The organism is Shewanella putrefaciens, assembly GCF_016406305.1.
GTDB lineage: Bacteria > Pseudomonadota > Gammaproteobacteria > Enterobacterales > Shewanellaceae > Shewanella > Shewanella putrefaciens_C.
In genome coordinates this window covers 2,054,327-2,067,807 of sequence record NZ_CP066369.1, presented here as the reverse complement: position 1 = coordinate 2,067,807, position 13,481 = coordinate 2,054,327, and the positions used below count along the sequence as shown (strand labels likewise).

12 protein-coding genes and 1 pseudogene are annotated in these 13,481 nt (G+C 48.3%); 6 read left to right on the top strand and 7 right to left on the bottom strand.

What is annotated here, in order from left to right; translation table 11 throughout:
• Positions 1–32 precede the first annotated feature (32 nt).
• The 3 genes from iscR to trmJ form a co-directional block, all read right to left on the bottom strand.
• A complete protein-coding gene (gene iscR, locus JFT56_RS08925) occupies positions 33–494 on the bottom strand; it encodes a Fe-S cluster assembly transcriptional regulator IscR (RefSeq protein ID WP_198783274.1) in 462 nt (153 codons plus the stop codon).
• A 387-nt stretch (positions 495–881) separates the two neighbouring features.
• A complete protein-coding gene (cysE, locus tag JFT56_RS08920; protein WP_198783273.1) occupies positions 882–1,703 on the bottom strand; it encodes a serine O-acetyltransferase in 822 nt (273 codons plus the stop codon).
• A gap of 60 nt (positions 1,704–1,763) precedes the next feature.
• Positions 1,764–2,489, bottom strand: a complete 726-nt coding sequence (gene trmJ / locus JFT56_RS08915; protein ID WP_198783272.1) for a tRNA (cytosine(32)/uridine(32)-2'-O)-methyltransferase TrmJ — start codon at positions 2,487–2,489, stop codon at positions 1,764–1,766.
• A 153-nt stretch (positions 2,490–2,642) separates the two neighbouring features.
• Between trmJ and suhB the strand changes: the two genes are divergently transcribed.
• On the top strand, positions 2,643–3,446 hold the full coding sequence (gene suhB / locus JFT56_RS08910) for an inositol-1-monophosphatase (protein WP_198783271.1): 804 nt from the start codon (positions 2,643–2,645) through the stop codon (positions 3,444–3,446).
• Between the two features lie 166 nt (positions 3,447–3,612).
• Here suhB and lolE read toward each other — a convergent pair whose 3' ends face one another.
• Both lolE and lolD read right to left on the bottom strand, forming a co-directional pair.
• Entirely contained in the window at positions 3,613–4,863 is a 1,251-nt protein-coding gene (gene lolE / locus JFT56_RS08905; RefSeq protein ID WP_198783270.1) for a lipoprotein-releasing ABC transporter permease subunit LolE, read from the bottom strand.
• Positions 4,860–5,555 (bottom strand): lipoprotein-releasing ABC transporter ATP-binding protein LolD, encoded by a 696-nt coding sequence (gene lolD / locus JFT56_RS08900; protein WP_198783269.1) that lies wholly within the window; start codon positions 5,553–5,555, stop codon positions 4,860–4,862. Before lolD ends, lolE begins: the two co-directional genes overlap by 4 nt.
• On the opposite strand from lolD, the gene JFT56_RS20105 reads away from it, so the two are divergent.
• Positions 5,521–5,649, top strand: a complete 129-nt coding sequence (locus JFT56_RS20105; protein WP_420136023.1) for a hypothetical protein — start codon at positions 5,521–5,523, stop codon at positions 5,647–5,649. The genes lolD and JFT56_RS20105 overlap by 35 nt on opposite strands.
• Here the strand turns inward: JFT56_RS20105 and JFT56_RS08895 are convergent.
• Entirely contained in the window at positions 5,612–6,844 is a 1,233-nt protein-coding gene (locus JFT56_RS08895) for a lipoprotein-releasing ABC transporter permease subunit (protein WP_198783268.1), read from the bottom strand. The two genes, JFT56_RS20105 and JFT56_RS08895, sit on opposite strands and share 38 nt — an antisense overlap.
• Positions 6,845–6,938: 94 nt before the next feature.
• On the opposite strand from JFT56_RS08895, the gene JFT56_RS08890 reads away from it, so the two are divergent.
• The 3 genes from JFT56_RS08890 to JFT56_RS08880 all read left to right on the top strand — a co-directional run bounded on the left by JFT56_RS08890 (position 6,939) and on the right by JFT56_RS08880 (position 12,145).
• Positions 6,939–7,544 carry a hypothetical protein gene (locus JFT56_RS08890; RefSeq protein ID WP_198783267.1) on the top strand — a complete coding sequence of 202 codons (606 nt, stop codon included), beginning with the start codon at positions 6,939–6,941 and terminating at the stop codon, positions 7,542–7,544.
• 84 nt (positions 7,545–7,628) lie between these two features.
• Positions 7,629–11,126, top strand: a complete 3,498-nt coding sequence (mfd, locus tag JFT56_RS08885) for a transcription-repair coupling factor (RefSeq protein ID WP_198783266.1) — start codon at positions 7,629–7,631, stop codon at positions 11,124–11,126.
• On the top strand, positions 11,126–12,145 hold the full coding sequence (locus JFT56_RS08880) for a peptidoglycan binding protein CsiV (RefSeq protein WP_198783265.1): 1,020 nt from the start codon (positions 11,126–11,128) through the stop codon (positions 12,143–12,145). Before mfd ends, JFT56_RS08880 begins: the two co-directional genes overlap by 1 nt.
• Positions 12,146–12,276: 131 nt before the next feature.
• Here the strand turns inward: JFT56_RS08880 and JFT56_RS08875 are convergent, their stop codons facing one another.
• Positions 12,277–12,552 (bottom strand): acylphosphatase, encoded by a 276-nt coding sequence (locus JFT56_RS08875; RefSeq protein ID WP_198783264.1) that lies wholly within the window; start codon positions 12,550–12,552, stop codon positions 12,277–12,279.
• A 341-nt stretch (positions 12,553–12,893) separates the two neighbouring features.
• On the opposite strand from JFT56_RS08875, the pseudogene JFT56_RS19925 reads away from it, so the two are divergent.
• Positions 12,894–13,115 (top strand): annotated as a pseudogene (locus tag JFT56_RS19925) (transposase); the annotation flags it as partial.
• Positions 13,116–13,481 lie beyond the last annotated feature (366 nt).

Genomic DNA, 13,481 nt, shown 5'->3' with positions numbered 1-13,481 from the left:
ACAAAAATAATTTTTATCGTATAACAAGGAGCCTATAAACTGACTCTTTGTTCCTTTTGCATAGTGTCTTGCTTAAGTGAGATAAACTGTACATCCCGCTTCTGCATCAAGCCCGCAAGACTGATACCGTTTAAAAAATCTGAAATTTGTTTGCTTAAATCGCCCCAAAGCGAGTGCGTTAAGCAGCGAGTTCCACTCTGACAATTGCCTAATCCTTGGCAACGAGTCGCATCGACAGACTCGTCAACCGCATGGACAACCATGCCGACTGAAATATCGTTGGCTTCTAGCCCTAAGCGATAACCACCACCGGGTCCGCGAACACTAGCGACTAAACCATGCTTTCTTAACTTAGCGAAGAGTTGTTCCAGATAGGAAAGCGAAATCCCTTGTCTTTCAGAGATATCCGCTAAGGGAACCGGTCCCGATGCCGAGTGAATTGCCACGTCAAGCATAGCGGTTACTGCATAACGACCTTTTGATGTAAGTTTCATAACTACCATAGCTCCCAAACAGGTATGGGGTTATTTCAACATACCCGAGTAAATCAGTCAAGTATAAAACCTACTAAAACACTCAGGTATATGAGTGCGCTGTGAACCAATACCCTTTCATCTTGGTGGGGTATTTAACCTTTTTCTGCCCTAAGATTCAATGCCAAAGCGGCAATTAATCGGCACACTAAAGCCGATATCGAGATCTATCGCACTATAAGAGTCAGGAAAACCGAATGCACATCCCTAACGCTCACAATATAGGCACACTGCACTGTCTATGCTGCGGCAAAAAAATACGAAACTTGAGGTTGAGGACTTGAGGTTGAGGGCACCCGCAGAGTCATTCCGTTTGGGTGCAGTCACTAAAGCTCAAACAAGGACAAATTAGATCCCCGGATCAAACTCATCGTGGGTATTCTGACGCTTCACTGCGGCGGCTTTTTCGGCATCATTAAACTCGCCCACATCCAATTCCGGCAGTTTTTCGGTACACACATCACCGCCTAAACGTTGAATAGCTTGACATAAATCCTGCACTTTCGAGTCCATCAAATGCATATGATCCAGCATTTGCCCAATGGCATTAGCCACGGGATCGGGATTATCGGGCGAAACAGCGTAGGCATCGAAACCGTATTTTTCCGCCATCGCACTGCGGCGTTCGGACTTTTCCTTTGACTGGGGTGACGGCGTTGCTACCACGCGGCCTGGAATACCAACCACGGTAGTGTCCTTAGGCACATCTTTGACCACCACAGAATTTGACCCCACACGGGCGCCATCGTGCATCGTAATAGGACCGAGGATTTTTGCCCCCGCGCCGACCACCACATTATTGGCTAAGGTCGGGTGACGTTTACCCGCCTGCCAGGTGGTTCCACCGAGTGTCACGCCGTGGTAAAGGGTGCAATCATCGCCAATTTCAGCGGTTTCACCAATCACCACTCCCATACCGTGGTCAATGAAGAATCTATGTCCTATGGTCGCCCCGGGATGGATCTCAACCCCAGTCAACCAACGGGAAAACGTCGATAGACAACGGGCACTTAAACGCCAATCACGCTTCCATAACTTATGGCTTATCCGGTGCAGCCAAATGGCATGCATCCCCGGATAGTTAATTAAGATCTCAAAGGCGCTGCGCGCCGCGGGATCACGGTGATATATAGATTCAATATCTTCTTTTAGCCTAGCTATCACACCCATCACTCAATCCTTCGCACTGATTATTGTTTGCCAGTTATAGTTTGCCAGATAAGCACTGGGCTATTTTTGTTTATTGCCGACCACTTTGTCGATGGAGGTCAATATTCCCCGAAGAATATTCATCTCCTGACTCTCAATCCGCGCGCGACTGAATAATCGACGCAGTTTTGTCATTACTTGTCCCGGGTGATTTTTAATAATAAAACCCGTCGATAACAGCGTACTTTCGAGGTGGACGAAGAAACGCTCTTGATCCGCAGCTAAGGGATATTCTGTAGGCTCAGCTATGGTTTCTGTCTGCGTTAAATGGGCAACCCGAGTCTCGTAACAGATAATTTGCACCGCTTGCGCAAGGTTAAGTGAGCTGTACTCTGGGTTTGCGGGAATCGCAACATGATAAGTACATTGCTGCAGTTCTTCATTGCTTAAGCCGTGATTCTCGCGGCCGAACACTATGGCAACGGGGCCGCTTAGGCTTTCGCTGACCAGTTTCTGCCCTGCCTCTCGCGGGTCAAGCATGGGCCAATCTAAGGTTCTGCTGCGCGCACTGGTGGCAATCACCAAGCTGCAATCGGCGATAGCTTCGGCGAGAGAATCAACTTTGACTAAGTGTTTCAAAATGTCCGAGGCACCGGCGGCTAATGCAATGGATTGACCATCAACCTCACAGCGAGGTTCGGCAAGGTACAGGGTTGATAAACCCATAGTCTTCATCGCTCTGGCGGTGGAACCTATATTGCCGGGGTGCGATGTCCCCACTAAAACCACACGAATATTACTTAGCATGAAACAACTTAATTTAATTCATAAAACACTGGGGGCGAATATTATCACAGGCGTGGGCGAATGCTTATATGAAAATCGGTATTTGATATAACAATCAAATCGAGTATAATGCCGCCCGCTATTTTAACGTTCTTTAACATCCAGGGGATTGCAATGCATCCGATGCTGACGATTGCTGTTCGCGCTGCCCGCGCGGCCGGCCAAACTATTATGCGCGCCTACACTGAACTAGACCGAGTTGAAGTCAGTGCCAAAGGTATCAATGATTTTGTTACCAGTGTAGACAAGGAAGCAGAAGCGGCTATTACGTACCAAATTCGTAAATCTTATCCAGATCATACGATTGTGGGTGAAGAGAAAGGTGAAAACCGCGGTGAAAACAAAGACTATATTTGGATAGTCGATCCTCTGGATGGCACTAACAACTTTGTTAGAGGCATTCCCCACTTCTCGGTTTCCATTGCACTGCAATACAAGGGCAAGACTGAAGTTGCCGTTGTTTACGATCCAGTCCGTGAAGAACTCTTTACCGCAATCCGTGGTAAGGGTGCAAAACTCAACGATTTTAGGATCCGCGTCACTAATGTGAATGAATTAACCCCAACCATTATCGGCACGGGTTTCCCATTTAAAGCGCGCCAACACACTGAAACCTATATGGCTATTTTTGGCGAAGTCTTCGGCCAATGTGCTGACTTACGTCGCGCGGGTTCTGCCGCATTAGATTTAGCCTATGTTGCTGCTGGCCGTTTAGACGGTTTCTTCGAAATCGGTTTAAAGCCTTGGGATATCGCCGCCGGCGATCTTATCTGCCGCGAAGCGGGCGGTACTGTGACTGACTTTACTGGCAACCATAACTATTTGGTTTCAGGTAATATCGTTGCTGGCTCACCTAAAGTGACCACAGAATTAGTGAAGATCATGCGCCCATTATTAAATGAAGGTTTAAAGCGTTAATTTCATCGCCATCTTCATTTAGTCGCCAAGATTAAAAAGGCCAGTGACTTCTTTAAGAAGTCACTGGCCTTTTGTTTAGCAATCAGACTATTAGGCACTATCCCGCGAGTCACACTATCCCGCTCTAACATCTCTGCTAAAGCACACTACCTAGCTGTAAAGCACACTATCTACCCGCTAAGGCTTGTGCTGGCGCAATTTGACTGGCCTTCCACGCTGGATATAAGGTTGCAATCAAGCTCATCATAAATGCCATGGCAATTACGAGCGCCGCATCCGAGCCATGCAATTCAGAGGGAAGAAAGTCGACAAAGTACACATCAGCAGACAGTAGCTCAATACTGAATAACCGCTCAATGGCACTGGCGATATCACTTAGGTTCAGCGCCATACTGATACCAATAATGCCGCCAAGACCACAACCGAGCAGCCCGTTTAAGGCGCCCTGCACCATAAAAATGCCCATCACAGCAACACGACTTAGGCCCATGGTCATTAAAATGGCTATTTCAGAGGCTTTATCCCGCACCGCCATCACTAAGGTCGAGACGATATTAAAGCAAGCCACACCAATCACTAACACGAGAACCAAGTACATCACTGTGCGAACCAATTGAATATCTTGATATAAATGCCCTTGAGTGCGAGTCCAGTCGCTAATATACACGGACTGTTTTTGCGCATACCCCAGTTCACGCACTTTGGCTGGCGCCTCAAACACTTTATCGACACTAATACGCACGCCCGTCACGCCGCTATGCATATTTAGGATCTGCAATGCATAGCGCATTGGAATATAGGCGGTCGTTAACTCAAGCTCTCCCCCTAGGGAATAAATGCCGGACACCACAAATCTATGGCTCTTTGCCGCGCGTAGACTCCCCGCCGCATCTGGATCTGAGTCCTGCACATAGAGTGCTACTGTATCCCCCAGTTTAAGCCCTAGCTTGTTCAATAAGCTCTTGCCAAGGACGATATGATTCGCATCCTGGCCTAAGCTCTGCCAGCTTTCATCACTCATAAATTGTGACAGGGCTGAGACCTTCATTTCTTCTTCCAGCTCAATACCCACCACGGATAAGCCTTGGAACCCACCGGGCTTTTGCACTAATCCTTGCAGGCGAATAAAAGGCGCCGCGCCGCGGATCCCCTCAATCTGCTCGGCATCTTTGACGACGTTTTGCCAATCGGCAATCGGCGCGTCCACCCCAACAATATCCGCCTGCGGTACCACGCCAAGAAATCGTTGCTCTAACTCGCGCTCAAAGCCATTCATCGCCGACAATACGACGATCAATACCGCCACGCCGAGGGCAATACCTGCGGTCGAGGCGAAGGAGATAAAGCTAATAAAACTGTTTGATTGGCGGGCACGGTAAAAACGCCAACCAATGGATAGGGCTAACGGTCCTTTCATACTTGGGTTTCCGCCGCTAATTGCAGGTAACCGTTTTTCATCATCAATTGCCGGTCCATGCGCCCAGCCAGTTTGTGATCATGGGTCACTACCACAAAGGCCGTGCCGAGTTGATTGGCTAACTCGCGGATCAGTTCATACACAGCATCGCCACTGTTGGCATCTAAGTTACCCGTAGGTTCATCGGCAAGCACCAACTTAGGCTGATTGATCAAGGCCCGCGCGATCGCCACCCGTTGACGTTCACCGCCCGAGAGTTCCGCGGGAAGATGGGTCATGCGATGACCTAACCCGACCCGCTCTAACAAAACTTGCGCATCGGCGAGTGCCTGCTTACGATCTTTACCTTGAATAAAAGCAGGCATAGCCACGTTTTCCAACGCAGTAAACTCAGGTAATAAATGGTGGAACTGGTAGATAAAACCTAAATCTTGATTACGGATCTGCGCCTGACGCGCACTGCTGACGCGGTATAAATCTTCACCCAGCAGCAACACCTTACCCGATGTAGGCTCATCTAATGTGCCCATAATATGCAGTAGCGTACTCTTGCCCGAGCCCGAACTGCCGACGATCGCCAACTGTTCACCCTTAAACACCTGTAAGTCCACATTCGATAACACTTGGGTGGTCACGGCGCCGTCGTGGTAACTCTTACTGACACTCTGCACTTGCAGTAACACGTCTTGCATTTACATTCTCTCTATCAATTCTGGGAATAGGGTTTGGCGAGTTAAACCAGATTCAATTATTCGTATCGCAGCGCCGTGGCAGGTTGCACTCTAGCCGCGCGCAGCGCCGGATAGAGGGTTGCCAACAAAGTTACCGCTAAAGTGCCTATCACAATGGCCGACAATTGTACCAACTCCAGCTTTACGGGTAACACTTGCCCTGCCCCTAAAATAGAAATACCTAAGCTCGACATAATGCCATTGAGATTAAGCGTCAGTAGGATGCCGACACCTAAGCCCAGCACTAATCCTAATACGGCATTGAGCGAGCCTTGAACGACAAAGATCCCCATCACCGAGGCCGTTGTCAGGCCCTGCGTCTTAAGTACCGCCACATCGGTGGTTTTATCGACCACCATCATCACGAGTGCAGAAACAATGTTAAAAGCAGCCACGGCCACAATTAAACTCAGCATCAGTGACATCATGTTTTTTTCCATTTTCACTGCGCTAAATAAATGCCCATAGGTGTCGCGCCAATCGCTGGTCGTCGCCTTAATCCCTTGTTTAGCGAGTATATGCTGCACTTTAGGCGCTAAGGCTGGGGCAGTGAAAGAGTCGTCTAAATAGAGTCTAAGTTGATTGATCTCATCGCTCGGTTGACGCATTAGGCGTTTCGCATCCTGATAATGGATATAGGCCACGCCCGCGTCGACCTGCGAGCCCATTTCAAAGATACCCGAGACCAAAAACTTACGTTGGCTCGGTACAGGCCCAAGCGGCGAGTAAACCACACCATCGCCACTCAATAATCTAACGGTATCCCCAGGGCTCACCTTGAGCTGACGGGCAAGCTCTGCCCCTAAGATCACCTTATATTGTCCGCTCGTCAGCTCATCAAAGGCGCCAGAATAAGTATGTAGAGCAACCGCAGACAAGGTTTGCGCAAGCTCGGGAAAGATCCCAAAGACCTGCACCGCGCGAATATTCGCGGCCGATTGCACCATAGCTTGGGTCGACACACTGGGGGTCACGCCCTTCACACTTGGTAACGTCTTCAGTGCCGTCGCTTGAACAGTCCAATCGCTTAGGGGAGCCTCAGTATAAATAGTTAACTGGGGAACGGCGCCGAGAATACGCTCCTTTAGCTGCCCCTCCAGACCATTCATCACCGAACTGACCACAATGAGCGCCGCCACGCCTAAAAAAATGCCTGACACGGCAAATATCGTAATAAAAGAAGCAAAGGCATTTGCCTTTCTGGCCCGCCAATAGCGGTAACCAACGTAGAAGGGAAATCGTAGATCCATTGAAAGAGGGCTGCGTCCTGTGTGATGAACTTGCTAAATCATAAAGATGGGCACGATAATAGGGGTTTAAGTCCTATAAATAAAGAGGCAAGCCTTGTTCACTGACTCTAATCCCTATTTTAGTGTGCCTCACCCCTTCACGGCTTACCTAAGCCCTTGGCCACAAAATCAGCCTTTACCCAGTGAAATAGCATTAAGATCAATGCAATCCCTTGGAATACAACTGCTAAGTGAAGTCAAGGAGCTAGAGGCCAGTTGTCTGCTGCAACTGCGCCATTTAGATAATGAGGCTAAGGTCGTGGTGGACTTTTTAAAGTTACAATCCCGCAAAGTGGACTTAGTGTTGCAGCATGTGCTCGAGAAAGAAGTGCAAGATGGAGATAAATTGCTTGGCTGCCAATTTGGTGGCAGTGGCATAAGGCTTATCAGCCCGACCCCACTTCCCCTTGGGGAGCATTTTAAAACCACGCTCTTTATTCACGATGAATTGATCGCCATTTTATGTTTTGTAAAGGTCTTGGCAAATCATCTGGATACCACTCATCAACCCGCAGATCCCTCAGCACCCGAGCAATATTTTATTGACCTCGAATTTAGCAAGATCCTCGACGCCGATGTCGAGCAACTGGTTAAAGCCAGCCTTACCGTGCAACAAAAGCAGCTAAAACTTCGCAAATTAGCGAGGGATGGGCGCGAATAAGCACAGACTTTTCACTGGCACCTCGGCCTTTAAGTCACTACAATGTCTGCAACTTTTTGTGAATGAATCGTTTATCCCACACCCATGACTCACATTTCAGCCTTAACGCCACCCGTCGTCAAAAAGAGTACTCAAGTGCAAACCCTGTCCTGCATCGCGGGGGTTTGCCAAGCCGTGACACTGGGCAGTGTTGTTCGCCAACATAAAGGCACGACGCTTGTCGTTAGCAGTGATACGCCCAGTGCCTTGAGCCTAGAATTAGAACTCAACTATTTACTGAGCGCCGATGGCATTAAGGTACGTTTATTCCCCGATAGGGAAACCCTGCCCTACGATAGTTTTTCGCCCCATCAGGATCTGATCTCCCAGCGTTTAGAGACACTCTCACAGATCTCTCAGGCCGAACACAGTGTAGTCATAGTGCCAGTCAGCACCTTGATGATGCGATTGCCGCCCAAATCCTTTTTGAGTGCTAACGTGTTTGTGCTGAAAAAAGGCGATAAATATCAATTACAAGATGTACGACAACACTTAACCGATACTGGCTATCATTTAGTCGAGCAAGTGTACGAGCACGGTGAGTTTGCGATTCGCGGGTCAATTTTAGATATCTTTCCGACGGGCGTGAATATGCCGCTGCGTATCGAGCTGTTCGATGATGAAGTGGAAACGATTCGCCATTTCGACCCCGAAACCCAGCGCTCCTTACACCCAGTCGATGCCATTCGTTTATTGCCTGCGAAGGAATTCCCCACCGACAGCGCCGCCATCGAAGGTTTTAGACAGAGATACCGCCGCCGTTTCGAAGTGATAGTCAAAGAGCCAGAGTCCGTTTACCAATTGGTGAGTCGTAATCTGATGCCGGCGGGGATTGAAAACTATCTGCCGCTATTTTTTGATGACATTGCGACCCTGTTCGATTACCTCCCCAAGGACACCCAGCTGGTCACCTTAGGCGATATTGAAAAGTCGGCTCGCGCCCATTTGCAAGAAGTCGAACATCGCTACCAAGATAGACGCGTCGATCCACTGCGGCCATTACTGGCGCCTAAAGAACTGTATTTACTGATAGAAGAGTTATTTGCGGCCTTTAAACCCCTGCCCCGATATCAGTTTATTGCACCCAGTTTGGGAGCTAACGACGATAAGGACTCAGTGATCGATGCCCAGTTATTACCCGATATCAGTGCCAATCACAAATTAAAACAACCCCTATTGGCATTGCAGGATTACGCTCAAAGTGCCCCGCGCATCCTATTCAGTGCTGAATCCGAAGGGCGACGTGAGGCCCTGTTCGAACTCTTAGGTAAAATCCAGCTTAAACCCACGTTATTTAGCCATTTTAATGAATTTATTCAAAGCGATGCTAAATTGGGGCTCATAGTTTCGCCGCTATCACGGGGCTGTTTACTTAAGCTCGGTCCAAAGGATGCGGTCAGCATTATTTGTGAAACCGAACTTTTTGGACACCGTATCTCCCAGCAGCGCCGCCGGGAAAAACAGCGCCAGATCAGCAATGATGCCCTGATTAAAAACCTTGCCGAACTCAAAGTGGGCCAACCCATAGTGCACCTAGAGCACGGAGTGGCATTATATCAAGGGCTTATCACCTTAGATACGGGCGGTCTGGTAGCGGAATACCTGCAATTGGAATACGCAGGGGGCGATAAACTCTATGTGCCAGTCTCGAATCTGCACCTTATTAGTCGCTACAGCATGGGGGCCGATGGCGATGCGCACCTAAATAAACTCGGCAACGAGACTTGGGCCAAGGCAAAAAATAAAGCCATTGAAAAAATCCGTGATGTGGCAGCTGAGTTGCTCGACGTTTATGCCCGTCGTCAGGCTCGTCCAGGTGAAAGCTGCGCAATTGACGAAGAGGAATACGCCCAGTTTGCCCAAGGGTTCCCCTTCGAAGAGACGGTCGATCAAGAGAGTGCCATTCATGCGGTATTAGCGGATATGCAATCGCCAACCGCCATGGACAGATTAGTTTGCGGCGATGTGGGCTTTGGTAAAACCGAAGTGGCCATGCGCGCCGCCTTTGTGGCCGTCAACGCAGGTAAGCAAGTGGTTGTCCTAGTGCCGACCACACTGCTTGCCCAGCAACATTATGAAAACTTTAAGGACAGATTCGCCGACTGGCCAGTCGTCACCGAAGTCATGTCTCGTTTTCGAACGGCTAAAGAGCAAGACCAAGTGCTTAAGCAACTTGAAGAAGGCAAAGTCGATATCGTTATTGGTACGCATAAGTTACTGCAATCCCAAGTGAAATTTGAAAACTTAGGCTTACTTATCATAGATGAAGAACACAGATTCGGTGTGCGCCAAAAGGAAAAAATCAAAGCGCTGCGGGCCAATGTGGATATTTTAACCCTGACGGCAACGCCTATCCCGCGCACCTTAAATATGGCCATGTCGGGTATGCGCGATTTATCGATTATCGCCACGCCCCCCGCCAAACGCTTAGCCGTCAAAACCTTTGTGCGTGAATTCGATCTCGCCACAGTGCGCGAGGCCATACTGCGGGAAATCCTCCGCGGTGGCCAAGTGTATTATCTGCACAATAATGTTGAAAGTATTGAGAAATGTGCCCAGGACATTATCGATTTATTGCCTGAAGCACGGGTCGTCGTGGCCCACGGGCAAATGCGAGAGCGGGATCTTGAGCGGGTGATGTCGGATTTTTATCATCAAAGGTTCAACGTCTTAGTCTGTACCACTATTATCGAAACCGGTATTGATGTGCCCAGTGCCAATACCATTATTATCGAGCGTGCCGATACCTTTGGTCTGGCGCAATTGCACCAACTGCGTGGCCGTGTCGGTCGCTCGCACCATCAGGCCTATGCCTATTTAATGACGCCGCACCCTAAACGTATGACCAGTGATGCGCGTAAACGCTTAGAAGCCATTGATGCCCTCGAAGATCTTGGGGCAGGTTTTATGCTCGCCACCCAAGATTTAGAGATCCGCGGCGCCGGTGAACTCTTAGGCGATGAGCAGAGCGGCCATATCTCAAAAATTGGCTTTAGCTTATATATGGAAATGCTTGAATCTGCGGTCAAAGCTCTTAAACAAGGCAAAGAGCCGTCGCTCGCGCAAATGCTGAATCAGCAATGTGAAATTGAACTGAGGATCCCAGCGCTACTCCCAGAGGCGTATGTGGGCGATGTCAATATTCGTCTATCCTTGTATAAACGGATTGCGGGCTGCGAAACTGAGGCGGCGCTCGACGAATTAAAAGTCGAATTGATCGACCGTTTTGGCTTGTTACCCGAGGCCACTAAAAACCTGATGGAAATGACACTCTATAAACATCAGGCGACTCGCCTAGGCGCAACTAAAATTGAAGTGCATGCCACGGGGGGCAGTATCGAATTTAGCAATGACCATGTGATCGACCCAGGCTTTATTATTGGATTACTCCAAAGCCAGCCACAAATCTATCGAATGGAAGGGCCGAATAAGTTAAAGTTCAGCCTTCCCGCTGAAACGGCGAAGGATAGGCTCGCTTTAGTCAAACTCTTGCTCGAACAACTATCTCAACATCAATCGCAACATCGTCTTGGAGATGAATAGTGTTACGTCAACTCGCGGTCTCTATCGCTACACTCATTGCACTCTCACACAGCCAGCTTGCCCGTGCCGAAGCTTGGTTCGAGGTGGAAGTCTATGTGTTTGAACGCCAAAGCCAAACAACCGAGCAGTGGCCAGATGCCCCCATTGCCACCAACACCCATAGCGCCATCGACTTTATTTCTCCCCTTGTTGCCCAAGTTGTCACCCCTGTGGGCTCTGCGGCAACACCCTGCACGCTAGTGTTTGATGCCGATGCCAATAGCCACTGCGCAGAGCAACTCAATGCCGACGGCACGACTGTCGATAGCTTCAGCAGCGATGGCACATCGGCTCCTGCTGCAATAAACACAGCTGCCACCGAATACCGCTATCCATCGTCTATCCCATCTGAAATCGGTAACAACAATACCGCTAATGCTTCGTCCGGTGGTGATGCCCTATTACTCCCCAGCAGCCGAGGGAAATTTGCCAGTATCATCAGTAGTTTATCGAGGGAGCGTGGTAATCGCAGCCTATTGCATATGACATGGCAGCAACCGATGCGCAGTAAAAGTAGCGCAGTGCCTATCCGCTTATTTGCGGGTAAAGACTTCTCTGGCACCTACCATTTCGATGGCCGTAAAATTGCGGCACAAGCATTAAACGAACCCATGTTAAATGCCGATGGTACCCCAATGCCCATACCGACAGTATCACCCGTTTGGGAACTAGATGGCACGCTCAATATTTATTTAAACCATTATTTATATATCGAAACGGCCTTAAATCTGCGCAAGGAAGGCAGAAAATTAATGGCCGTTGAAAATACCGATTTGACGACGGCCGCCACTCCACAGCCTAAGGTGATGACACCTTATTTAATGGCGATTCCACTCGAGCAAAATCGCCGTGTAAAGAGTGAGGAGATCCATTACTTAGATCATCCAGAAATGGGCATGGTGATCCAAATTCGTAAGATGGCACAACCTAGCAACCCCGTTGGACAGGACGCTGGAGTGGCACAAACCGTCCAGTATTAATTATGTAAGTGTGGGATAGCCAATGGCAGTCAAGGTTGTTAACTGGCTATCCCTGTTCACATTTTCCACTGTGTATTTAGCAATAAAACGGGCTAATACAACAAGCTAATCCAATGGGCTAATACAACAAGCTAAGATTGCACAATCGAAAAGTCGAGGTAAATATCATCGGCTTTATCTTCCCCCACAGTCACTGTGAGTCCGTCGGTGCAGGGCACACTCACTTCGCACCAGGCAATCAAGTTATTCACGGCAATATCACTGCCTTGGGCTAACACTTCAACACTGCCATCGCTACAGTTGGTCACATAACCTGTCACACCTAAGGCTCTCGCCTTTGTCAGTATCGCATGCCGACATCCCACACCTTGTACTTTACCAGTCAAACGAATTAATACTCGCTTCATTTCACGCCCCTTTACACACATCTAATTATTGGATTAAGCATAGCCGCAATTATCCAAAGGCTAAGTGTTAACCTCTAGATCTGTAGAGCAAAAAACAAATAGAGATTATTTTTAGGCAAAAAAAAACAGCTAACAAGACTGCTGTTAGCTGTGTCGGGCGACATACGCAAAGGGATATCCAATTACTGGACAAAGATAGCATCAACTTTGTAGCATTTTGTTACAAAATGACAAGGGTCGCTACTTTACACAATAAATAATTATTTTCAAGAGTTTGAAAAATAAACCTATCCAGACCTAATCAATATAATGCTTTTTGCTGAGAATCAGCTTGCAACCAGCTAGATGATTCAGGACGAATCATTCGCAAGGATAAATGTGGCTTCATTTGTGAAAGTAGTGACAAGTTACTGACAAGACTCAATATCCCCATGATAACGGGCTCAAGCTCATCACCGAGTTTGGCAAGCTATTATGGCCCAGTGGGTACGTTGCAACAACTCACCGATTACAGCGAACACTTAGAAAAGCGGCGACGACATCTGCTTTACACCGAAGTGTAAATGCCGCGTTCACAGGGTCAATGATGTTCCCGACATCATAGACATTTCCCATATCCCTATGGGTCAGACGTGAAAGAGCGGCCATGTAACCAACGGTCACGGTTGCAACAATGCCAATCTTCACGACCCCTCTGGCAGTTCGTTCAGCTAAAAAACTATTGCCCCATTCCTCGTTAGCAAAGTGACATCTAGCTAACTCCAACATCAGAACATTGACCCAATTTTAGTAATGCTACAAAGTTCTGGCTTTTTCCGTTATCCAACCGCAATTACGTTAGCCAATGAGAAAATGTGGTAAGGGTGTTACTACGAATACGGGGCCAGAATGCTGTCAATCAAGGTCAACAATCTGTCTGACGTGAGAAT